At 64.1% G+C, this 22844-nt stretch carries 20 protein-coding genes; 17 read left to right on the plus strand and 3 right to left on the minus strand.

Annotation, left to right across the window (positions count from 1 at the left end):
• Positions 1-25 precede the first annotated feature (25 nt).
• The 10 genes from RCH09_RS11580 (at position 26) to RCH09_RS11625 (ending at position 13515) form a co-directional block, all read left to right on the plus strand.
• A complete protein-coding gene (locus tag RCH09_RS11580) occupies positions 26-316 on the plus strand; it encodes a hypothetical protein (RefSeq protein ID WP_326941237.1) in 291 nt (96 codons plus the stop codon).
• A gap of 1 nt (position 317) precedes the next feature.
• Entirely contained in the window at positions 318-1568 is a 1251-nt protein-coding gene (locus RCH09_RS11585; protein ID WP_326941238.1) for a type II secretion system F family protein, read from the plus strand.
• A gap of 7 nt (positions 1569-1575) precedes the next feature.
• Positions 1576-2499, plus strand: a complete 924-nt coding sequence (locus RCH09_RS11590; protein WP_326941239.1) for a hypothetical protein — start codon at positions 1576-1578, stop codon at positions 2497-2499.
• A gap of 3 nt (positions 2500-2502) precedes the next feature.
• Positions 2503-3069, plus strand: coding sequence for a hypothetical protein (locus RCH09_RS11595; RefSeq protein WP_326941240.1), 567 nt, complete (start codon positions 2503-2505; stop codon positions 3067-3069).
• 36 nt (positions 3070-3105) lie between these two features.
• Positions 3106-3933: a peptidylprolyl isomerase gene (locus tag RCH09_RS11600; RefSeq protein WP_326941241.1), complete on the plus strand. Its 828-nt coding sequence runs from the start codon at positions 3106-3108 to the stop codon at positions 3931-3933.
• A 69-nt stretch (positions 3934-4002) separates the two neighbouring features.
• Positions 4003-4629, plus strand: coding sequence for a hypothetical protein (locus RCH09_RS11605; RefSeq protein ID WP_326941242.1), 627 nt, complete (start codon positions 4003-4005; stop codon positions 4627-4629).
• Position 4630: 1 nt separating this feature from the next.
• The gene (locus RCH09_RS11610) at positions 4631-5155 is read left to right on the plus strand and encodes a hypothetical protein (protein ID WP_326941243.1); all 525 of its coding nucleotides are present in this window, start codon (positions 4631-4633) and stop codon (positions 5153-5155) included.
• Between the two features lie 24 nt (positions 5156-5179).
• Positions 5180-7837, plus strand: a complete 2658-nt coding sequence (locus RCH09_RS11615; RefSeq protein ID WP_326941244.1) for a beta strand repeat-containing protein — start codon at positions 5180-5182, stop codon at positions 7835-7837.
• Positions 7838-7849: 12 nt separating this feature from the next.
• Complete coding sequence (locus RCH09_RS11620; protein ID WP_326941245.1) at positions 7850-12769, plus strand: tail fiber domain-containing protein; 4920 nt, start codon at positions 7850-7852, stop codon at positions 12767-12769.
• A gap of 62 nt (positions 12770-12831) precedes the next feature.
• Positions 12832-13515: a hypothetical protein gene (locus RCH09_RS11625; RefSeq protein ID WP_326941246.1), complete on the plus strand. Its 684-nt coding sequence runs from the start codon at positions 12832-12834 to the stop codon at positions 13513-13515.
• A gap of 22 nt (positions 13516-13537) precedes the next feature.
• Here the strand turns inward: RCH09_RS11625 and RCH09_RS11630 are convergent, their stop codons facing one another.
• Positions 13538-13744, minus strand: coding sequence for a hypothetical protein (locus RCH09_RS11630; RefSeq protein ID WP_326941247.1), 207 nt, complete (start codon positions 13742-13744; stop codon positions 13538-13540).
• Between RCH09_RS11630 and RCH09_RS11635 the strand changes: the two genes are divergently transcribed.
• Positions 13743-14594, plus strand: coding sequence for a hypothetical protein (locus RCH09_RS11635; RefSeq protein ID WP_326941248.1), 852 nt, complete (start codon positions 13743-13745; stop codon positions 14592-14594). The genes RCH09_RS11630 and RCH09_RS11635 overlap by 2 nt on opposite strands.
• A 3-nt stretch (positions 14595-14597) precedes the next feature.
• Here RCH09_RS11635 and RCH09_RS11640 read toward each other — a convergent pair whose 3' ends face one another.
• Positions 14598-15908 carry a homoserine dehydrogenase gene (locus tag RCH09_RS11640; RefSeq protein WP_326941249.1) on the minus strand — a complete coding sequence of 437 codons (1311 nt, stop codon included), beginning with the start codon at positions 15906-15908 and terminating at the stop codon, positions 14598-14600.
• A 34-nt stretch (positions 15909-15942) separates the two neighbouring features.
• Positions 15943-17172: a pyridoxal phosphate-dependent aminotransferase gene (locus RCH09_RS11645; protein ID WP_326941250.1), complete on the minus strand. Its 1230-nt coding sequence runs from the start codon at positions 17170-17172 to the stop codon at positions 15943-15945.
• A gap of 172 nt (positions 17173-17344) precedes the next feature.
• Here RCH09_RS11645 and RCH09_RS11650 point away from each other — a divergent pair, with 172 nt between their 5' ends.
• From RCH09_RS11650 to RCH09_RS11675, 6 genes are read left to right on the plus strand one after another with little or no spacing between them, the layout of a single operon-like run.
• A complete protein-coding gene (locus tag RCH09_RS11650; RefSeq protein WP_326941251.1) occupies positions 17345-17728 on the plus strand; it encodes an Mth938-like domain-containing protein in 384 nt (127 codons plus the stop codon).
• Between the two features lies 1 nt (position 17729).
• Positions 17730-19382, plus strand: a complete 1653-nt coding sequence (locus RCH09_RS11655) for a glycosyltransferase family 39 protein (protein WP_442785033.1) — start codon at positions 17730-17732, stop codon at positions 19380-19382.
• A 10-nt stretch (positions 19383-19392) separates the two neighbouring features.
• Positions 19393-19764: an EamA family transporter gene (locus RCH09_RS11660; RefSeq protein WP_326941253.1), complete on the plus strand. Its 372-nt coding sequence runs from the start codon at positions 19393-19395 to the stop codon at positions 19762-19764.
• A 36-nt stretch (positions 19765-19800) separates the two neighbouring features.
• A complete protein-coding gene (locus tag RCH09_RS11665) occupies positions 19801-20922 on the plus strand; it encodes a DegT/DnrJ/EryC1/StrS family aminotransferase (RefSeq protein WP_326941254.1) in 1122 nt (373 codons plus the stop codon).
• 14 nt (positions 20923-20936) lie between these two features.
• Complete coding sequence (locus RCH09_RS11670; RefSeq protein ID WP_326941255.1) at positions 20937-21911, plus strand: glycosyltransferase; 975 nt, start codon at positions 20937-20939, stop codon at positions 21909-21911.
• Between the two features lie 3 nt (positions 21912-21914).
• Positions 21915-22823 carry a formyltransferase gene (locus tag RCH09_RS11675; protein WP_326941256.1) on the plus strand — a complete coding sequence of 303 codons (909 nt, stop codon included), beginning with the start codon at positions 21915-21917 and terminating at the stop codon, positions 22821-22823.
• Positions 22824-22844 lie beyond the last annotated feature (21 nt).

Here is a 22844-nt window from a genome sequence, read left to right on the forward strand (position 1 = left end):
GCAAGCCCTGCCCGAACTGCACGGCGTGCGCCTGCCCGACCAGGTGCGCACGATGCGTCGCAGCGGCTGCGCCAATTGCGGTCACAGCGGCTACCTTGGCCGGGTTGCCATCCACGAGACGGTCGTCATTCCCGGTGACGAGGCACTGCGCCGCGAGATCACGCGCCAGCTGTTTGCGTCGATCCATCAGATCCAGGAGGTGTTCCAGCTCGAGGGCGTTACCCACATCACCAGGCATCAGGTCATGGCGCGTCTGCTCGAAGCCGGTCTGATCGATGCCGAGACCGTCACGCAAGCCGTGCGGGCGGGGTTCTGACATGGACGGCCTGAAGAACTTCAATGTCACTTATCTGCTGGCGCACGCGGCGGATGCGGACGCGGTGCGCGACCGCTCGGCCACGCGCTACTTTCGCCATCGCAGCATCGTGGTGGCCGAAAATCCGCAACAAGTGGTCAGCGAAGTGCGCAGGAATGGCGGTATTCCGGTCGATATCAAGGTCATCAAGCCGGGCCTGAGTTTTCTCAATCCGGTCACGCGCGACTACAAGCAGCAATTCGTGCTGGCCATCTACTTCAATACCCAGGCCGGCCTGTCGGCCGGGCGCGCACTAAAACTGGTGATCGAGGCCGAGAACGGTCCGCTGCGCCGGCGCCTGAACTACGCCAATCTGATTCTCGACGGCGGTGGCAGCTTTCTCGAGGCGATGGACGCACTCGATTTCTTCGACCAGACCACGCTGGCCATCATGGCTGCCGGCGAAAAAACCGGCTCGCTGGCGAATGCGATCAACTCGGCGGTGGCGTACTTCCAGGCGCGCGCCAGCACCGTCAAGGCGCTGTTCGGCACGGCGGTGTTTACCGCGGTCGAAGTGACCTTCTCGATCCTGTCGCTGATCGGCAACCGGGTGCTGATCCTGCCAGCCATCGAAAAGGAAATCGCCGACAATGCCGCGCCCGACAAAGTGGTCGCGATCCGCCACGGCATCCGCATTGCTGCTGCCGCCAACGACCTGACGCTGGGACTGGCGCTGGCATTGATCCTGTGCGCGCTGGGCTGCGCAGCGGGCTATTTTCATGGCAGTGCGGCGTTGCGCCGCGGCGTCGAAGCGGTGGTGCTGCGCATTCCGTTCATCCGGCACATCATCCTGCATAGCGCCATTACCAACAGCACCAATGTGGCAGTGTCGCTGATCCGTGGCGGCGTCGATCTGGTGGCCGCCATGGCGATCGCCGAGCGAGCCTCGCGGGTGCCACGCGTGGTGGGCTACTGGCAAGGCGCGGTCAAGCGCATCGAGGATGGCGAGGAAATTGCCAGCGCACTGGCGCAGCATCCGCTGGAAAGCTCGGAACGCACGCTGATCCGCGCCCACACCGATCGCGCCCAGCTGGCGCGCGCCTTTGAAGTCATCGGTGCGCGGCGCGAGCATCTGGCGCTACGCGCCGCCAAACAATTCCAGGTGTTTTCATTTGTCGCCACGCTGGCATTCTCGCTGGCGGCGGTGCTGATCGCGCTGTTGGTCGCCCTGATCCAGAACGAGGGCACGATGGCCGCACTGACTTCGCAATAGGGATCCCATGCCGACCCTGAGCCCGAGCAATTTCGACAGCGCCTACGCCCACATGATTGCGGGCGCCATTCCGCTGCACAGCGACGATGTCGACAAGACGGTGTTCATGGTCGCGCAGGACGTGCTCGGCACCGCGCAGATGCATTTGCTGGTTGCCACCGATGTTGCCAACGCGATGGTGTACTACTTTGCCGCGCCATCGTCGGCTTTCGCCTCGATCCCGCTGTTCCACACGCCGCTGGCCGCCGCCCTGCCCGGCCATCCGCACCATCGCGGCGACGGCGTGTACTTCCTGGAGGGCGTCAATCTGTCGGTGGCGGTCGAGAAGCGCCGCGACCAGATCCGCCTGATCGCCAACAGCAGCGACGTCATGCGCCAGTGGCTGGCCGACCAGAACACCTTGCCGGTAATCGCCGCCGACGATTTCGAACCGTGGGCGATGGAGTCGATTCCCGGCGCTTACCGCCGCATCGCCGATGGCATTTCGCTGCGCACCGCGCGCTACGCCTCGATCGTCGCCGGGCTCGCCCTGCTGGCGTATTTCGTGGCCGCCATCGGCACCTCGGTGCTCAATGCAGCAGCCGACAGCGGCAACCAGCGCCACATGCATGCCGTCAACGAGGCGATCACGCGGATCGACTTCGTCTCGCCGCTGTCGCAGCAGGTCGCGCGTTTGCAGCGGGTGTCGGCGCTGGTGGTGCGAGCCGGCGGCTGGATCGACGAATACGAGCTGCGCAACGGCACCGAAAAATTTGTCCTGATGATGCCGGCCTGGATCACCAGGGACTATATCGACGCACTCGGTCCGAGGGTCGAAGCCGACCAGAGCACCGATGAAAATCTGGTGCGGGTGGCGCTCGGCGTACCGCTGCCGGGCACCACGCCGGTGCCGCGTGCGGCGCCCGCAAAACCGCTGCAGCCACGGAAATGAACCATGACCAATCCGTTCAAGACCAGTCCGATTGAGCGCGCGCTGATCGCATCGACGGCGCCGCCGCGCGCGCACGCCTTCGGCAAATCGATCAATCACGTGAGGCCGTTTATCGGCAGCGCGTTGCAGAATTTCACGCTGGCCGCACCGGCCCTGCTTCTGGTGGCGGTGATTTTTCTGGTGATGGCGGTCAATCAGACCTCGAATTTCGTGCTCGCCTTCACGCGCGACAGCAAGACTGCCGAGGCGACCCGGATCGCGCCGGTGATCGACAAGAAGCCGTTGCTGGAGGCCGACTATCAGAGCGCCGCCGCGGTCATTGCGAAAAACAATCCGGCGGTACAGGTCGCGCTGTCGCGCAACCACCAGTCCCTCCAGATCGGCATCAAGGATCCGGCGCTGCTGCCCGAGTTCATCTATGCGCTGGTGACGATGCAGTCCTATCGCGCCGGCGTGGCGTGGAGCGCCGACACGATTTGCCTGAACAAATGCGACGGCGGCAACGCGGCCTGGGCCGACATCAGCGGCTACACCCAGGCCATTTCCCTTGCCGGGTCGCGCGCCCGATGAACCGATCTTTCTTGCAGCACCCACCAGGGAGTAACCATGAATGACCCGACACGATCCCGTTTCCTGCGCATCGCCGGCGCAATGGTGGCCATCGGCACGCTGGCGGCATTTGCCTGGTTCGGGCTGGATCTGTTGCGCGCGGCCGCGGCCAGCGAAACCCGGCACGGCCTGCAACAGCCGGAGCAACGCGGTGGCCGGGTGGTCGCCGTGGTCGATGGCGCCGTGGTGGCGGAATCCGAATTGCAGCCGTTCCTCAACGCCGGGCTGGACAAGGCGATTGCGATTGATCGCGCCATCAACAAGGCGGTTGCCGCCAACAGTGCCGACCGGCTGTACAGCCAGCAGTCGCGCAACGTCATGCAAAGCGCGAAGAACGACATCCTCGCCAACCTGTACATCAGCCAGCGCTCGACCGAATTGCGCAACGCCGTCACCGAGGCAGACATCAAGGCCTTCTATCAGAGCCGGGTCAAGGACGAGGATTTCACGGCATTTCGGTTGAAGTTCTTTGTCTCGGTCGACGCCCGCGAGGCGCAGGCGGTGTTCGACGGGCTCGGGCGCGGCGACAGGGACGCGCTGGCGCGACTGGCCTACGTCAGGAAAGACGCCGATCACTTGCTCGGCGCCGCCGACGTGCCATACGGACTTGGGCCGGCAGTCAAGAAACTCAAGGCCGGCGAGCGGCTGCAACCGGTGGTGGTGCGCGAAGGCGTGCTGGTGCTGTACGTCGAAGACGTCAAGGCCAATCCGAAGCCGGAACTGGACAAGGTGCAGGCCGAGATCAAGGAACTGATTGTGTCGGAGCGCTTTAATGCGGACCTGAAAGCGCGCCGCGCGGCCGCCAGGATCGAGTTGCGCGGCTGAGCCGCTGTTGCCATCGCCATGCCGCGCACAGCACCTTGAAACCACCACGGAACAACCGGATCGCCGAACGTGAAAATGCCACCGTATCAGGGACTCGAGCACCACCAGCGCGGCATGGGAGCGACCATCGTGCTGTTCATGATCGCCCTGATTGCGCTGGTCGGGGCGGCACTGGCGTATGCCAATCGCGGCAATCCGGCCCGCATCACCAGCGAGAGTGCGCGCGTGTTCAGCGCCGTGCTGCTCAAGCAAAGCGCGGACTTCCGCGATGCCTACAGTCGCTTCGTGTTCGATGGCGGCGATGTCGCCACGATGACCTTCAATGCCGCCGGTGTGCCAGCCGGCGACCTGTTCAATCCGGCCACCCAGTACGGCGTCTATCAGGCGCCGCCGGCACAGGCGCTGGCGCCCGGCGCGGTGGTCGCGTGGCGCTATAACCGCAGCACTGCCGTAACCGGCATCGGCAGCACCGCGCCGGAGAGCATCGCCTGGCTGGCGGATGTGGCGCAACCGGTCTGCGCCCAGGTCAACAACCAGATGTACGGCACGCCGGCCATCCCGCTGGCCGCGCTGACGCAGGCCGAGGTCGGTGCGCCCGGCGCCACCATCAGCCTTACCCCGGCCGGGCGCGCCACCGGCTGCTTTGCCACCGCCGACAACCGCTTCGTGTTCTACAGCACGTTGGGAGAATCCTGAGATGCGCCACCGGCCAACCCGGGCGGGCGGCTTCGCGGCGGCCACGGCCTTGTTCGCCATCAGCCTGTTCGTGCTGATCGGCGTGGCAGCGGCCAATATCGCGCACGACAATGCCAGGGCCCAGCAGTTTCATGCGATTCGCGAACAGATGGTGGCGCAGCGCGATTTGATTTTCAACTTGATCCTGCTGTGCCGCACGATTTACCCGGCCGGCAATAACGGCACCGGCAACCATGTGCAGTATCCGGCCACGCCCGCCGACCGGCAGGTGGCGGCGCTGACCTGCCCCGGCCAGGGCTTTGCGCCGATCTGGTCGGGCGATGCCCGCGCCATGGCGCCGCGTCCGCTGCCGGGCTTCAACGGCTGGACCTATGTCAACGACAGCAACAGCATTCGCATCCAGACCACCGCCGTCAATCCTGATTCGAACTGGCACCGCGACCTGCTCGATGCCGTGGTCGCACGCATCGGACCGGGCCAGGCGGTGCGCAGTGGAAATGCCTTGACGCTGACCTTGATCAATTGAACGGCGCCTTTCAGGAGAACCACCATGCGTGCGCGACTTGAACCGGAACACCTGATGCTGCTTGCACTGCTGCTGCCCGCGCAGGCCGGCGCGGGCCTGATCGCCGAGTCGGTCGGTTCCTTCAAGGTGGCCGCCGACCTGTCGCGCCGCGCCGCGCAGGAAGCGGCGGTGCGTCAGGCTGTGACTGCGATCACGACGGCAATTGCCTCCATGCCCGACAGCGACGGCGATCCGTTTCCCGAGCCGCCGCCGATCGCGCCCGGCCCCGGCCCGCTCGGCGGCGGCCTGATCCCGCCCGGACTGGGGCTGCCGACCGGTGACGGCTACGGCGCACAACTGGGTTATTGCGCGTGGGACAACGGCAGCGTGTTCACCGCAAACGCCAACCGCCTGCCCGGCAACAAGGCCGATCTCGGCGCGCCGGTGTTTGCGGTGGTTTCGGCCGGGCTGGATGGCGTCTTCAATCGCAGCTGCGCGCAGATCGCCAGCGGCGCGCCGAGCACCGACGATGACTATGCGATCACCATGTCGACCACCCAGATCCGCCAGGGCGTCGGCGGCACCGTGTACTTCGGCGATCCGGTCGCGACGCGCGCGGCACTCGATGCGCTGCCCGGCATCCGCGACGGCGAACTGCGCCTGGTGAAGGCCGACAACACGCTGTGGCGCTGGCGCAGCAACGCCAAAGCGTGGGTCAACACCAGCCAGTCGGCGCTGTGGGAGGCAGGTGCCGGCGCCGGCCAAATCGCCACGCCGTATCTGGTCGGCATCGGCACCAACAATCCGGGCCACGCGCTGGAAGTCGCCAGCGCCGGCGTCCCGCTCGGACTGCGTTCGTATGGCCAGCTCAATGGCATCAACCTGCTCACTGGCGACAACCAGACCGGCTTTGTCGGCTACGACAATGGCAGCGCGCGACTGCTGTTCAGTACCGGCCCCGGCAGCAGCATTGCATTCGACACCGGCGGCAGTACCCGCTTGCAGATTGGCGCCGATGGCAGGACCACCGCGTCGGGCGGGCTGACCGTGAGCGGCGGAATTTTCAATGCCGCCAGCGTGAATATCAACGGTGGCAGCATCAATGGCACCGTGATTGGCGCACTGGTCCCGGCGGCCGGCAATTTCACGACCTTGACCGGGTCGCTGGTCGGCAACGCCGGTACGGCCTCGCGCCTGAACATGCCGGTGCTGATCGGCATGAGCGGCGACGCCAACTGGTCGGTCTCGTTCGATGGCGCCAGCAACGTCTCGGGTGTCCTGAGTCTCGCCAATACCGGTGTGGCGGCGGGCAGCTACGGCTCGTCGACCATGACGCCGACGTTTGCGGTCGACGCTGCCGGTCGCCTGAGCGCGGCCGGCGCCACGTTGATCACCCCGGCGTTCGCGGCGCTGACCGGCTTGCCGAGCACGGCCGGCGGGTATGGCATCACCAGCATCGACGGCATACCGATTGGTGCGGCCACGCGCGCCAGCGGCGCCTTCACGAGCCTCACTGCCAGCAACGGCCTCACGGTGAGCGCCGGTGATGTCGTGCTGGGTGGCGGCAATGTCGCCGGAGCGCTGGCCGCCCGCCCTGCCGCAGGTGTCATCAACCGCATCTACATCGCCACCGACACCAATGAAATCTATCGCGATACCGGGACCGTCTGGAACAAGATCGCCGCCGGGTCCGGTATCAGCGCAGCGCTGTCGTCAATCACCCCGGCAATTGCCGCCAACACCTTGGCCAACGCCGCCTTCGCCCAGATCTGGAACTGGAGCCTGAGCGCCAATACGACCGGCCTGGCGATTGGCGAGAGCGCCGCATCAAGCGGCGGCAGCGGCGCGCAATACCTGAGCACCATCGGCACGCTGCCGGCGTCCACCGCGATTCCGCTGAGCGTCGCCACGCGTGGCGTCGAAGCGTTTCGGGTCGATGCAGTGAACCCGCAAATCGTCGCCCACAATGGCACGGCCGGCGCGCCCAGCTACGCGTTCAGCGTACAGCAGTCGAGCGGTCTGTATCTGCCCGGCGCCGGCCAATTGGCCGCCAGTGTCGGTGGCGTCCGCACCCTGTGGTTGAGCGCAGACGGCATGGGCATCGGCCGCAATGCGCTCCTGCTCGACAGCGCCGCCACCAACCAGAACACCGCGATCGGGCGCAATGCGCTGGCCAGCAATACCACCGCCATCTTCAACAGCGCGCTCGGCACCGACGCCTTGAGCGCGAATGCCACCGGCAGCTACAACACGGCAGTCGGCGGCGTTGCGCTGGCGGCCAACACGACGGGTGCATTCAACACGGCAGTTGGCTACCGCGCACTCAGCGTCAATTCCATCGGCAACTCCAACAATGCCTTCGGTGAAAAGGCACTCGAGCACACCACCACTGGCAGCAGCAATATCGCGGTGGGCAATCATGCACTGGGCGACAACCTCACCGGCGACGGCAACGTTGCGATCGGCCAGAACGCCGGCTATGCCGATGGATTCTTTACCGCGACCAATGCCAACGTGTCCGGCTCGAACAACACCTTCGTTGGCGCCTACGCGATGCCCGGTACCACCACCCAGTTGAATCACGCCAGCGCGATCGGTGCAGATGCCAGGGTGACCACCTCGAACACGGTCGTGCTGGGACGGGCCACCGACATTGTGGTGGTGGGCGGTAGCGGCAATGACGGCAGTGGCAACCAGCTCTAGGTCAATGGCGGCATGAAGCTCTCCAGCGGCGATCTGGTGCTGGGCAGTACGAATATCTCCGGCGCGTTGGCGGCACGTCCAGCCGCCGGTGTCGCCAACCGCATTTTCATCGCCACCGATACCAATGAGATTTATCGCGATACCGGCGCGGCCTGGAACAAGATCGGCAGCGGCGCAGCAGGCGCACCGGCGCTGTCGTCCATTACCGCCGCCATGTCCACCAACAGCATTGCCAACGGCGCTTTTGCGCAAAGCTGGAACTGGGCGCTCAGCGCCGACGGCAGCGCCTTCGCGCTCGGTGAATCGGTCGCTTCCAGTGGCGGCACCGGGGCGCAATACCTGACCCGCATCGGCACCCAGCCCGGCTCCACCGCCGCACCGCTGAGCGTCGTCACGCGCGGCGTCGAAGCGTTTCGGGTCGATGCGGTCAATCCGCAGCTGGTCGCCAACAGCGGCAGCGTCGGCGCACCCGGCTATGCGTTCGCCGGCGACCAATCCAGCGGTCTGTATCTGCCCGCTGGCGGCCAGCTTGCCGCCAGCGTCGGCGGTGTGCGTGCGCTGTGGTTGGGCGCGAACGCCAATAGCGCCTTCGGCACCGGGGCGCTGGCGGCCAGCAGCAGCGGCGGCAGCAACGTCGCGCTCGGCGCGATCGCACTGGGCAACACCACCACCGGCGCCAGCAATACCGCATTGGGCGCATTTTCGATGGAGAACAATGTCGCCGGCTCGTTCAACGTCGGCCTTGGTTACGCCGCGCTCAACCACAACACGGCCAGTGGCTTGACCGCCGTCGGCGCCAACGCGCTCGGCAGCAACACCAGCGGCGCATACAACACCGCGGTGGGCCAGGAAAGCCTGTTCAGCAACACCACCGGCTCCAACAACACGGCGCTCGGCAATTACGCCCTGAGCGCCAACACCACCGGCGCCACCAACACCGCCGTCGGCTTCAATGCCCTCGCCACGAATGGCACCGGACAAGCCAACACGTCGGTCGGCAGCTATGCCTTGTACCTCAACACAACGGGCGCCAACAACGTGGCCGTCGGCGCGCTGTCGCTGTTATCGAATACCGTCGGGGATCAGAACACGGCGCTGGGCAACTGGTCGCTGCAGAACAATACGAGCGGGCGCTTGAACACCGCCGTCGGCGTCGGTACGCTGTACAACAACGTCACCGGCGTGGCCAATACCGCATTGGGTAACAACGCCCTGACCAACAATATCGAGTGGAACAACACCGCCATCGGCAACGCTGCGCTGTTCTCGAACAGCAGCGGTACACGTAACGCGGCGTTGGCCGTCGAAGCGCTGGCGGCCAACACCAGCGGTTCCGACAATGTCGCGCTGGGCTACCACGCCGGCTACATGACGGCGCTGGGCGACGCGACCAATGCCAACGTCACCGGCTCGTCGAACACCTTCGTTGGCGCGTATGCGATGCCGGGTACGGCTGCGCCGCTCAGTCACGCCAGCGCAATCGGCGCGGAAGCACTGGTGACGACCTCGAACACCATTGCGCTCGGTCGGGTTATCGACAAGACCGTCATCGGCGCCAGCGGCGACGATGGCACTGCCTACAATCTGCAAGTCAGCGGCGGCATCAGCGTCGCCGCTGGCGACCTGGTGCTGGGCAGCAGCAATGTCTCGGGCTTGCTGTCCGCCCGCCCTGCGTTCGGCGTCGCCAACCGCATCTATATCGCCACCGACACCAATGAAATCTATCGCGACAGCGGCGTCGGCTGGAACAAGATCGCCGCCGCCGGCGCCACGGCGCTGTCGTCGATCACTGCGGCCACCACCGCCAACACCATCGCCAACAGCGCCAATACCCAGGTCTGGAACTGGGCGCTGACCGGCGACACGACCGCCTTCGCGCTCGGCGAAAGCGCGCCCGCAACCGGCGGCAGCGGCAGCCAGTATCTGGGCAGGATCGGCACGCTGGCCGCCTCCACCGCGATCCCACTGAGCGTCTCGACGCGCGGCGTCGAAGCATTTCGGGTCGATTCGATCAATCCGCAACTGGTCGCCAACGACGGCTCGCTGGCCGCGCCGGGCTATGCGTTTGCCGGCGCGCAGAGCACCGGCCTGTATCTGCCGGCCGCCGGCCAGCTCGCCGCCAGCGTGGCGGGTACGCGTGCGCTGTCGATCAGCAGCGGCAGTCTGGCCGTCGGCAGCGGCGCGCTGGTGCTCGATGCCGCCAGCGCGAACAACAATACGGCGTTCGGATCGCAAGCATTGGCGGCCAATGTGGCCGGCGTCGACAACGTTGCGATTGGCTATGCGGCACTGACCAGCAACCTCGGCGACGCCTCGACCGCGGTCGGCTCCTACGCCTTGAACGCCAACAGCAACGGCCAGAACAATACGGCGATTGGGTATAGCGCGCTGGCGTCGAATACCGACGGCAACTACAACACGGCGTCCGGCAATCTGGCCCTGGCTTCATTGACGACTGGCTGGAGCAACACCGCCGTGCGCAGCTGGGCGCTGATTGAGAATACCGCCGGCGATGGCAACACCGCGGTCGGCGATGGCGCCCTCGGAAGAGCCCGGGGCCAGTACAACACCGCACTCGGCAAAGGTGCCGGTGGCGCCACCACCAATGCCTCCACGACCGATGGCTCGACCTTCATCGGCTATGCGGCAGCCCCGGCCGACAACGCCATCATGGCGGACTCCGGCTACATCACGCTGCTCGGCTCGAACAGCAGCGCCTCCGGCCTGGCGGCGGCCAATCCCAATGCCTACATGACGGCGATTGGCTCCGGCGCGTCCGTCACCACGATCAACACCATCACGCTGGGCCGCAGGACCGACAAGACCGTCATCGGCGCCACCGGCGACGATGGCACCGCCTACAATTTGCAGGTCAGCGGCGGCATCAAGGCGCGCAGCGGCGGTGTCAACATCGCCGCTGGCGACCTGGTGCTGGGCAGCAGCAATGTCTCCGGCACGCTGGCGGCGCGCCCTGCCTTCGGCGTCGCCAACCGCATCTACATTGCCACCGACACCAATGAAATCTATCGCGATACCGGTGCGGCGTGGATCAGGATCGCGCGCGGCACCGGCGCGACCTCCTCGCTCAATTCCCTGACGGCGCTGACGGCCAACAACACGCTGGCCAATGGCGCGTTCGGGCAAAACTGGAACTGGACCCTGACCGGCAACAGCACCGCCTTCGGCATCGGCGAAACGGCCGCCTCCAGCGGTGGCAGCGGCACGCAATACCTGTTGAAGGTCACGACGCTGGCGGGCTCCACCGCGATCCCGCTGAGCGTGTCGACGCGCGGCACCGAAGCGTTCCGGATCGATTCGGTCAATCCCCAACTTGTCGCCCACGCCGGCACGCTCGCCGCCCCCAGCTATGCGTTCAATGGCAATCAGGGCACCGGGTTCTACTTACCTGCCAGCGGCCAACTGGGCGCCGCTGTCGGCGGCGTGCGCAGCCTGTGGCTCAGCAGCGGCAGTGCCGCGCTCGGCGTCGGCGCGCTGGCGGCAGATGCCAGCGGCAACGCGACCGCATTCGGCACCCAGGCGCTGGCGGCCAACACCAGCGGCTTTCGCAATACCGCGCTGGGTTATCAAGCGATGCAATCCAATAGCGATGGCTATGACAACCTGGCCGCCGGTGACAAGGCACTCAAGGCCAATACCAGCGGCTTCCAGAACGCCGCGCTCGGCAGCAATGCCCTGGTCAGCAACACGCTGGGCTACGACAACGCAGCGCTGGGCTTCAGTGCACAGCAGAACGGCACGACCGGTTACCAGAATGTCGCGCTGGGCAGCAAAGCGATGCAATTCGTCGGCGACGGCCATGACAACCTCGCCAGCGGTTTTCAGGCGCTGATCAACAACACCTCCGGCTATCAGAATGTCGCCATTGGCAGCAAGGCTGGCGTCACCGTGACCAACCCGATTGTTGGCAGCAACATGACCCTGGTGGGCTACAACAGCGGCATCGCCGACACCGCCGCGATGGCCGGCTCCGGCCAGATCACGCTGATCGGCGCGGGCGCCAGCGCCTCCGGACTCGGGGCGACCAACGTCAACGCCTACATGACCGCGCTAGGCGCCGGCGCGGCGGTGACCTCGATCAATACCGTGGTGCTGGGCCGCACCACCGACAACGTCGCCATCGGCCAGACCAGCGCCGGCGCGTATCAGCTCACCGTCAATGGCACTGCGGGCGGCACCTCGGCGTATGTGAATGCCTCCGACGCACGCTTCAAGATGCACATCACGCCGGTAGTCAACGCCATCGGCACCATCAAGAGCCTGCAGGGCGTGCATTACGAATTCAACCGCGCCGCGTTCCCGACCCGGAATTTCGAATCCGGCCGGCAGCTCGGCTTCATTGCGCAGCAGATCGAGCCGTTCGTGCCGGAGGTGGTGCGCACCGACCGCGACGGCTACAAGGGCGTGCAGTACTCGCAACTGGTGCCATTGCTGGCCGAGGGCATCAAGGAACAACAGCTGGTGCTGCAACACCTGGTCAAGAAAGACCCTGCCACGCTACTGGTCGATATCAAGACCTTCCAGGCCAGCGATGCGATTTTCGACAACATCAAGGCGACCAATATCAAGGTCGCCGCGCTGGAAGCCGAGACGGCGCGCATCAAAAAACTCGACGCCGATCGCATCGATGCCAAGTCGCTGCGATCGGATGTCATGAAGACCGGCGAGGCTGAGGTGTTCGTCAGTGCCGGCGCCTTCCAGCCGATCTTCATGCCGCAGGACGAGGCGCAGTACATCGTCAATGCCACTGCCGACGACGGCAGCAATGCCTTCGCTTCGGTCGCGCTGATGGCCGGCAAGCTCACCGTCACGCCAATCAGCGGCAAGGGTATCGACGTGACGGCGCTGGGCGCGCAGGTCGGACTGGTCGCGGCCAGCAAGAAAATCAAGGCCACCTGGATACGCATGAGTTGAAGCCACCGCACCCGGCGCGATGCACCGGGTTTTGCAACACGATGTTGAACCGGGACACCGACATGAAACAGACTTCCAACACGACACCACGCCAACGCGCAGGCACGGCAGTGCTGTTGCTCCTGCTGCTGGTGCAGGGCTGCGCCAGTCTGCCCAGGCCGCTGGCGACGCCGCAAGCCGGCATGCTCAAGTCACCCGAGACAAAAACCATCGACGATGGCGGCAACGAGGCACAGCTGGATATCGATGCCGGCTTCGGCTCGGACGACATCTTCCTGTTGCGCCCGATGGTCGACAGCGGCCGCCTGCCCAATGTGCGCGTGCACGGACTCAATGTCACCGAATCCGGCGTCTACGATGCCTTGCGACTGGTCCTGAAGGACACCGACATCGCCCTCAACATCGAGGGCGGCAGTCACGGCAGCGAGCGCTTCGGCACCGTCGCAGCGTTCGATGTCAAGGGCAGCCTGGCCGAGGTGCTCGACAGCCTGTCGGAATCGATCGGCTTTTTCTATGCGTACCGCAAGAACACCCTGCTCATCCAGCAGGAGCAGCAATTCGTGGTCGAGCTGCCACCGGCGCTGTCCGAAGACAATACCGCCGGGCTGGCCAATACCCTGCAGTTCCTCGGCGCCAAGGACCCGTACATCGATCGCCTCAACCGTTGCTGGTGTTCCATGCGAATCGACCGTCGCTGGCGAAGATCGAAAGCTATCTGCAAAAAATTCGCAACACGCGTTCGCTGATCATCTACGACGTGAACATTTTTCAGGTCGACCTGAAGGACAATTCCGATACCGGCATCCAGTGAAACAAACTGGGCTGGGCCGGCACGCCCGGGCAAGCCGCAAAGCCGGCCGCAAGCGCCACCGACACGGCCAGCAGCGCGCCAGCCATTGGCAACGCCGCCAGCGGCACGCTGAGCAGCCTCGGGCTCGGACTGGTGCTGTCGTCGTCGCGTTTTTCGATCGACATGCTGATCAATTTCCTGCAAACGCAAGGCAATGTGAAGGCGATCTCGCGGCCGCGCCTGGCCGTCATTTCCGGTACCCGGGGCAGTTTGCGGGTGGGCCAGTCGACCACCTACGTTTCCAAGGTCGGCACCAATTTTTCCACCTCGGTGAATCAGGTCACCACCGAGACGCGCGACCTGAAAACCGGGCTGGATCTGACGCTGTTCGGCGACTTCAGCGACAACACCGTGTACACCCGGATCGGACTGGCTATCTCGGAAATCGTCAGCCTGAGCAAATTCACCGCGCTCGGCACCGACCTGACCCTGCCGACCACCGCCGACCGCGAGATCAATACCGTGGTCCGGGCCCGGCCGGGCGACATGATTTTATTGGGTGGAATTACGATCGATCGCGATGCGTCGGACGCGCGGCGCGGCCTGAGTCAAAACGGCAGGAGCGACTCGGTCACGCGCTCGGAACTGGTGCTGGCGATGAAGGCCAAGGTGGTGTATTTCCGCGGCAAGGGCTATCAACCCGCGCAGCCGGTGCCGCCCCCGGCCATGCCGCAGACCAGCGTGCCGGCGGAACCCGAGGTCAAGCCCGCCGTGCCGGCTCAGGCCACGGTGGAGGTCCCGCTGCTGGCCCCGGAGCCGTTGACGAGCACGCAACCACAGCGCGCAACCAGTGCAATGGTTGCGGCCCTGAGGGCCGCCCGCGCACGGGCATCGACGGGCACCGATCCGGATGGGCAGCGCAGCAATGTGTACGAGCCCTACGTGCCGCTGGCGGGGCGACTGCAACTGTCTTCGTCGCTACGCCAAGGCAGGGACGCAACCGGCAACGCCGCAGCGCCGAGCGGGCAGGACTGAAGGTCAGTCCAGCTCTTCGAGCCGAATCCGCGTCACGCTGCCGATGACGGTTGGCAGCGCTTCGATGCGCGCGATGGCGGCATCGACCAGCTTTTCCTGGGTCTGGTGCGTGAGCATCACGATGTCGGTCTGGGTTTCGCCTTCGGCCGGTTCCTTTTGCAGCATCGCATCGATCGAGATGTTGGAGTCGGCCAGAATCCGCGTTACCGCCGCCAGCACGCCGAGAATGTCGGCGACATGCATGCGCAGGTAGTAGCTGGTGGTGATTTCGGACATCGGCAGGATCGGCGTATCGGCCATCGCATCCGGCTGGAATGCCAGATGCGGTACGCGATGGCCGGGGTCGGCGGTGGCCAGCCGGGCAATGTCGACCAGATCGGCAATGACCGCCGAGGCAGTCGGTTCGGCGCCGGCGCCCTTGCCGTAATACAGCGTGGCGCCGACCGCATCGCCATGCACCAGCACCGCGTTCATCGCGCCCTCGACATTGGCGATCAGGCGCTTGGCCGGAATCAGGGTCGGGTGCACGCGCAACTCGATGCCATTGGGGGTGCGCTTGGTAATGCCGAGCAGCTTGATGCGGTAGCCCAGTTGTTCGGCGTAGCGGATATCGGTCGCTTCCAGTTTGGTGATGCCCTCGACGTGGGCCTTGGCGAACTGGACCGGAATCCCGAACGCAATCGCCGCCATCAGGGTTGCCTTGTGCGCGGCATCGACGCCTTCGATGTCGAACGTCGGGTCGGCTTCAGCGTACCCGAGCCGTTGCGCTTCTTTCAGCACGGTGTCGAAATCCAGTCCCTTGTCGCGCATTTCGGACAAAATGAAATTGGTGGTGCCGTTGATGATCCCGGCGATCCACTGGATGCGGTTGGCAGTCAGGCCCTCCCGCAGCGCCTTGATGATCGGGATACCGCCGGCGACCGCGGCTTCGAACGCGACGATCACGCCCTTCTCCTGCGCGGCCGCAAAAATTTCATTGCCGTGCAAGGCCAGCAGCGCCTTGTTGGCCGTCACAACGTGCTTGCCGTTGGCGATGGCTTTCATCACGAGGTCGCGCGCGATGCCGTAGCCACCGATGAGTTCGATGACGATATCGATATCGGGATGGGACACCACCAGATTGGCGTCGCTGACGACCTCGCATTCGCCGTTCGTGAGTGCGCGGGCGCGCTCGACATCCAGGTCGGCGACCATGGCGATTTCAATGCTGCGACCGGCGCGGCGGGTAATTTCTTCCTGATTGCGCTTCAGAACATTGAAGGTACCGGCACCGACGGTGCCGATTCCTAACAGACCAACTTTGATAGGTTTCATGGATGAGAATTCGTGAGTCGGACTACAAATGAAATTACGCGGTGCCGTGCCGTTTCCGATAGCCGTCGAGGAAGCGGGCAATGCGTCCCATCGATTCGGCCAGGTCATCCGAGTTCGGCAGGAACACGACGCGGAAATGGTCAGGCGTAAAGCAGTTGAAGCCGGTACCCTGCACGATCAGTACACGCTCTTCGGCCAGCAACTGGTAAGCAAAATCCTGATCATTGGTAATCGGGTACATCACCGGATCAAGACGGGGAAACATGTACAGCGCCGATTTCGGCTTGACGCAGGTGACGCCCGGAATATCGGTCAGCATCTTGTGCGCGATATCGCGCTGACGCAGCAGCCGACCGCCCGGGCCGACCAGATCGTTGATGCTCTGATAGCCACCCAGCGCCGTCTGGATCGCGTATTGCCCGGGCGCATTGGCGCACAGCCGCATCGAAGTCAGCATGTTGAGGCCTTCGATGTAATCGCGCGCGTGTTTCTTTTCGCCCGAGACCACCATCCAGCCGGCCCGGTAACCGCACGAGCGGTAATTCTTGGACAGTCCGTTGAAGGTGATGAACAGCACATCATCGGCCAGCGATGCCATCGACGTATGCCTGGCGCCGTCGTACAGCACCTTGTCGTAGATCTCGTCGGCGAACACGATCAGCTGATGCTGGCGCGCCAGTTCGACGATCTGCAGCAGCAGCGCGTCCGGATACAGCGCCCCGGTCGGGTTGTTCGGATTGATGACGACGATGGCGCGGGTATTGGCGTTGATCTTGCTCTTGATGTCGGCGATGTCCGGGCACCAGTCGGCCTGTTCGTCGCACACGTAATGCACCGGCGTGCCGCCCGACAAGCTGACCGCGGCGGTCCACAGCGGATAATCCGGCGCCGGCACCAGCACTTCATCACCGCTGTTGAGCAGTGCATTCATGCTCATCACGATCAGCTCGGAGGCGCCATTGCCGAGGTAGACATCCTCGATGGTGACCCCGGCGATGCGCTTTTCCTGGGTGTAATGCATGATCGCCTTGCGCGGCGCGAACAAGCCTTTGGAATCGGTGTAGCCGGACGCGTTCTGCATGTTGCGAATCATGTCCTGCACGATCTCGTCGGGCGCATCGAAACCGAACGCAGCGAGATTGCCGATGTTGAGCTTGATGATCTTGTGGCCTTCATCTTCCATCTGCTTGGCTTTTTCAAGCACTGGCCCGCGGATGTCGTAGCACACGTCTGCCAGTTTCCTGGACTTTTGAATCGGTCGCACGATGGCGTCCCTTCTGTTGATGCGGCGAGTGAGAAAGCGAATGAGGCGGTCCATGTTGCACCGCGAAAAAACCTATTTTGCCGAAAGCGCCTTCATTTATCAATCGTTAACATGGGAGTGCCGCTACAATGCTTCTTTTGTCGAACCATAACGTGACACACGTCCGGGCCGCATGAAGCTGCATCACACCACAACCCAACAGTACCAAACCGTCACCGCCTACGATACCGATGGCGTCGAAATCAACCTCAAGCGCTTCAGCCGCAGCCTGTTCATGCTGCCGGAAGTCGCGCCGGTCGACTGGCCGGTGGCGTCGTTCGAGACGCTTGCCGCCGACGATTTCGCGTCGCTCGACGCGCAGCGCCCGGACGTGATCATTCTTGGCACCGGAGCGCGCCAACGTTTTGTCCATCCGCGCCTGATTGCCGCACTTACCGCGCGCCGCATCGGCGTCGAATGCATGGACAACCAGGCCGCCTGCCGCACCTACAACATTCTGATGGCCGAGGGCCGCAAGGTCGCGCTGGCGCTGATTTTCGATGCGCCGTCCGCCTGAGATGCGCGCCATCCTCAATGCCCGCGTACTGTTCTGGATCGGCCTGGTCACGTTTTGCGTGGTGTGGTTTTATGGCCTCGGCGCCCGCGTGCTGGTGCCGACCGACGAAGGCCGCTATGCCGAAATGGCGCGCGAAATGGTCGCCACCGGCAACTGGATCACCACCCGCCTGAACGGCATCAAGTACTTTGAAAAACCCCCGCTGCAAGTCTGGATGAATGCGTTGACGTTCGAGCTGTTCGGCCTCGGCGAATGGCAGGCACGCCTGTGGACCGGACTGTGCGGCCTGTTCGGCGTGGCCGCCGTGGCCTTCACCGGCAAACGCCTGTTCGGCCCCAGTGTCGGGCGCAATGCCGCATTGGTGCTGGGCTCCAGCGTGCTGTGGGCGATGCTGGGCCATATCAATACGCTCGACATGGGCCTGTCGGCCATGATGACACTGGCGCTGTGCGCGCTGCTGCTGGCGCAACGCGACGACGCCAGCGCCACCGAACAGCGCAACTGGATGCTGTGGTGCTGGGCCGGCATGGCGCTGGCGGTGATGTCCAAGGGCTTGATCGGCATCGTGCTGCCGGGCGCGGTGCTGTTCATCTACACCTTCGTGGCGCGCGACTGGTCGATCTGGAAACGGTTGCACATCGGCGCCGGGCTGCTGGTGTTTTTCCTGATCACGACGCCGTGGTTCGTGCTGGTGTCCCTGGACAACCCTGAGTTTCCGCACTTTTTCTTCATCCACGAGCACTTGCAGCGCTTTACCAGCAAGATCCACCATCGCGCCGGGCCCCTGTATTACTTCCTGCCGATCCTGCTGCTGGGCATGGTGCCCTGGCTGGGCGTGCTGGTGCAGGGCGTGCTGCAGGGCGTGCGCAATGTGCCGGGTACCTTCCAGCCGAAAAAAATGCTGCTGGTCTGGGCTGGCTTCATCTTTTTCTTTTTCAGCATCTCCAGCTCCAAGCTGCCGTCCTACATCCTGCCGATCTTCCCGGCACTGGCGTTGCTGCTGGCCTGCTATCTCGAACGGGTCTCGCAACGCGTGCTGCTGCTCAACGCAGCCCTGCTGACGGCACTGGGCATCGCCGGACTGGCTTTGCTGCAACGCGTGCCACTGCTGGCAAATACGCCATTCGAGTTGCCGCTGTATCAAGCCTATCTGCCGTGCATTGCCGTTGCGGCAGCCATTGCTGCATGCGGCGGCGCGTTTGCCATGTTGCTCACGCGTCGTCACACCACCGCGGCGATCGCCGTGACCGCCTTTGCCGGCTTCCTCGCCGGTCAGTGCCTGATGCTCGGCCACGATCCGCTGGGTCGCTATGCCGCCGGCTACGCGCTGGTCGCCGCGGTCAAGGCCGAACTGACCCCGCAGACGCGGATGTATGCGGTCCAGCGTTATGAGCAGTCGTTGCCGTTTTACCTGCAGCGCACCACCAAGCTGGTGGCGCATGCCGACGAACTGGAATTCGGCCTGCAGCAGCAACCGGAACTGTGGATTCCCGAACTGGACGACTTCGTCACGCAATGGCGCGCCGAGCCCGGCAAGGCCATTGCCATCATTCGCCCCGATGTCTACCTCGACCTGCAACAGCTCGGCTTGCCGATGCGGGTCATTGGCGCCGATCCGCGCCGGGTGATCGTCACCAACCAACTCCAGCCCTGATCGCCCCCTCATGAATGCATCGACCTTCGCTTTTATCCTGACCGGCATCTGCCTCAATGCCGTCGCCCAGTTGCTGCTCAAGGCCGGCACCAATGCGGTCGGCGCCATTCACCTGACTGCCGAGAACTGGTTCGGCACCGGCATCAAGCTGGCCACCCAGCTACCGATCCTTGGCGGACTGACCTGTTATGTGGTGTCGGTGCTGGTCTGGATCGTCGGCCTGTCGCGCGTCGACGTCACCATTGCCTATCCGATGCTGTCGATTGGCTACATCATCAATGCGATCGGCGCGTGGTATTTTCTGGGTGAAATCATTTCGACCCAGCGCATCCTTGGCATCGGCGTCATCATCGTCGGTGTCATCCTGCTGGCGCGCAGCTAATCGTTCGCCCTCCTACAACCCAATCGAACTCCCGCCATGACCCTGCCCTTCCTGCCCTTTTCCAAACCGACCATCGATGAAGCCACCATTGCCGCTGTCGGCGACGTGCTGCGCTCCGGCTGGATCACCAGCGGACCAAAGGTGCTGGCATTCGAGGACATGCTGTCGGAATACTTCGGCGGCCGCCCGGTGCGCACCTTCAATTCCGGCACCTGCACGATGGAGATCGCGCTGCGCATCGCCGGCATCGGGGTCGGCGACGAAGTCATCACGACGCCGATTTCGTGGGTCGCCACCGCCAATGTGATCATCGAGGTCGGTGCCACGCCGGTGTTTGCCGACATCGACCCGGTCACCCGCAATATCGACCTCGACAAGCTGGAAGCCGCGATCACGCCGCGCACCAAGGCGATCATTCCGGTCTATCTGTCCGGCCTGCCGGTCGACATGGAACGTCTGTATGCGATTGCCAACAAGTACGACCTGCGCGTGGTCGAGGACGCCGCCCAGGCGCTCGGCTCAAGCTGGCACGGCAAACGCATCGGCGCCTTTGGCGACATGGTGTCGTTCAGCTTCCAGGCCAACAAGAACATCACCACCTCGGAAGGTGGTTGCCTGGTGCTCAACAATGCCGACGAAGCGCGCGTGGCTGAAAAATATCGCCTGCAAGGCGTCACCCGCAGCGGCTTCGACGGCCTCGATGTCGACGTGCTGGGCGGCAAATTCAACATGACCGATGTCGCCGCCACGATCGGACTGGGCCAGTTCGTCCACCTCGACACCATCACCGCGACCCGGCGCAGACTGGCCAAACACTATTTCGCCCAGTTCGGCGCCGACTTCGAAGCCAGCACCGGCGCGCAACTGCCGGTGGCCGATCTTGAAAATTCGAACTGGCACATGTTCCAGCTGGTGCTGCCCGAACGCATCACGCGCGCGCACTTCATGGAACAAATGATGGCGCGCCAGATTGGCATCGGCTATCACTATCCGTCGATTCACCTGTTGAGCCTGTACCGCGCCCGCGGCTTCACCGAGGGCATGTTCCCGGTCGCCGAGCGGGTTGGTCGTCGCATTGTTTCGTTGCCGATGTTCTCCACCATGAACGAAAGCGATGTCGAACGCGCGGTCGACGCAGTAAAATCCGTCCTTCAATAATTTTACGGCTGCCGATGAAACCCCAACTCTCCGTCGTCATTCCGATTTATAACGAAGAAGCTGGCCTGGCCAAGCTGTTCGGACGGCTGTACCCGGCCCTCGACGCGCTCGGCTACAGCTATGAAGTCGTGTTCGTCAACGACGGCAGCCGCGACGCCTCTACGATGATCCTGGCCGACCAGTTCCGGCTGCGGCCGGATGTCACGCGCGTGGTGCTTTTCAATGGCAACTATGGCCAGCATATGGCGATACTGGCCGGTTTCCAGGCCACCCGCGGCGACATTACCGTGACCCTCGACGCCGACCTGCAAAATCCGCCGGAAGAGATTGGCCATCTGGTCGCCAAGATGCGCGAAGGCTTTGATTACGTCGGCTCGATCCGGCGCGACCGCCAGGATTCGGTGTTCCGCACCTACGCATCGCGCGCCATGAACCGCCTGCGCGAGCGCATCACCCATATCAAGATGACCGACCAGGGCAACATGCTGCGCGCCTACGGACGCAATGTGATCGACCTGATCAATCAGTGCAGCGAGGTCAACACGTTCGTGCCGGCGCTGGCCTACACCTTTGCGCGCAAGCCGACCGAGATCATCGTCGAGCATGAAGAACGCTCGGCCGGCGAATCCAAGTACTCGCTGTACAGCCTGATCCGGCTGAACTTCGACCTGATCACCGGCTTTTCGCTGATGCCGCTGCAATTCTTTTCACTCTTCGGGATCGGCCTGTCGATCCTGTCGGCGGCGTTGTTCGCGATCCTGCTGGCGCGACGCTTCCTGTTCGGCGCCGAGGTCGAGGGCGTGTTCACCCTGTTTGCCATCGTCTTCTTCATGATCGGCGTCGTGCTGTTCGGTATCGGCCTGGTGGGCGAATACGTCGGCCGGATTTACCAGCAGGTGCGCGGTCGCCCGCGCTATGTGATCCAGGCCGTGTTGCAGGAGGCCGCCGAACAGCCGGCGCCCTCCATCAGCAGCACACTGGAGCTGTAACCCGTGCGCGCCGTCGTATTCGCCTATCATAATGTCGGCGTGCGCTGCATCCAGGTGCTGCTGGCGCGCGGCGTCGACATCGCACTGGTGGTGACGCATCAGGACAATCCGGCCGAAACCATCTGGTTCGACTCGGTCGCCGCGCTGTGCGCCGAGCATGGCATCGCGGTAACCACGCCGGAAGATCCTGCCAGTGCGGAGCTCGATCAACAAGTGCGCGCCATTGCGCCGGATTTCATCTTCAGCTTTTACTATCGCCACATGCTGCCAGTGGGGTTGCTGGCGCATGCGCGCGTCGGCGCCTTCAACATGCACGGCTCGCTGCTGCCCAAATACCGCGGACGGGTACCGATCAACTGGGCGGTGCTGCACGGCGAGCAGGTCACCGGCGCGACGCTGCACGAGATGCTGGCCAAGCCCGATGCCGGCGCGATCATTGCCCAGACCAGCGTGCCGATCCTGCCCGACGACACCGCGTTTCAGGTGTTCGGCAAAGTGGTGGTGGCCGCCGAGCAGACCTTGTGGAACGTGTTGCCGGAGATGCTGGCCGGCCGCATCCCGCGCTTGCCGAACGACTTGAGCAAAGGCAGTTACTTCGGCGGGCGCAAGGCCGAAGATGGCCGCATCGACTGGCAGCAGCCGGCGCAAGCCATCTACAACCTCCATCGTGCGGTGGCGCCGCCCTATCCGGGTGCGTTCACCGTGCTCGGCGCGACGACTTACGTGATTGGCGCGGCCCGCATGGCGCGCCGGACCTTCGCCGATTTGCCTGCGGGACTGGCAGTAGTGGATAATTCGATATTTGGCGTCGGCAACGATGGCCAGGCGATAGCAATCCGGACACTTACCGCCAATGGCAACACCGTCACACCGGAACAATTGCAGCAAGCACTGATCGACAACCCGCATTAATCCGCCACCCTGTTTTGGCCG

Source organism: Actimicrobium sp. GrIS 1.19, assembly GCF_035984655.1.
Taxonomy (GTDB): Bacteria; Pseudomonadota; Gammaproteobacteria; order Burkholderiales; family Burkholderiaceae_D; genus Actimicrobium.

Coding starts and splice junctions, on each gene's coding strand:
- RCH09_RS11585 (WP_326941238.1), top strand. CDS start 318: ATGGACGGCCTGAAGAACTTCAATGTCACTTATCTGCTGGCGCACGCG.
- RCH09_RS11590 (WP_326941239.1), top strand. CDS start 1,576: ATGCCGACCCTGAGCCCGAGCAATTTCGACAGCGCCTACGCCCACATG.
- RCH09_RS11595 (WP_326941240.1), top strand. CDS start 2,503: ATGACCAATCCGTTCAAGACCAGTCCGATTGAGCGCGCGCTGATCGCA.
- RCH09_RS11600 (WP_326941241.1), top strand. CDS start 3,106: ATGAATGACCCGACACGATCCCGTTTCCTGCGCATCGCCGGCGCAATG.
- RCH09_RS11610 (WP_326941243.1), top strand. CDS start 4,631: ATGCGCCACCGGCCAACCCGGGCGGGCGGCTTCGCGGCGGCCACGGCC.
- RCH09_RS11615 (WP_326941244.1), top strand. CDS start 5,180: ATGCGTGCGCGACTTGAACCGGAACACCTGATGCTGCTTGCACTGCTG.
- RCH09_RS11620 (WP_326941245.1), top strand. CDS start 7,850: ATGAAGCTCTCCAGCGGCGATCTGGTGCTGGGCAGTACGAATATCTCC.
- RCH09_RS11625 (WP_326941246.1), top strand. CDS start 12,832: ATGAAACAGACTTCCAACACGACACCACGCCAACGCGCAGGCACGGCA.
- RCH09_RS11635 (WP_326941248.1), top strand. CDS start 13,743: ATGCTGATCAATTTCCTGCAAACGCAAGGCAATGTGAAGGCGATCTCG.
- RCH09_RS11630 (WP_326941247.1), bottom strand. CDS start 13,744: ATGTCGATCGAAAAACGCGACGACGACAGCACCAGTCCGAGCCCGAGG.
- RCH09_RS11640 (WP_326941249.1), bottom strand. CDS start 15,908: ATGAAACCTATCAAAGTTGGTCTGTTAGGAATCGGCACCGTCGGTGCC.
- RCH09_RS11650 (WP_326941251.1), top strand. CDS start 17,345: ATGAAGCTGCATCACACCACAACCCAACAGTACCAAACCGTCACCGCC.
- RCH09_RS11655 (WP_442785033.1), top strand. CDS start 17,730: ATGCGCGCCATCCTCAATGCCCGCGTACTGTTCTGGATCGGCCTGGTC.
- RCH09_RS11660 (WP_326941253.1), top strand. CDS start 19,393: ATGAATGCATCGACCTTCGCTTTTATCCTGACCGGCATCTGCCTCAAT.
- RCH09_RS11665 (WP_326941254.1), top strand. CDS start 19,801: ATGACCCTGCCCTTCCTGCCCTTTTCCAAACCGACCATCGATGAAGCC.
- RCH09_RS11670 (WP_326941255.1), top strand. CDS start 20,937: ATGAAACCCCAACTCTCCGTCGTCATTCCGATTTATAACGAAGAAGCT.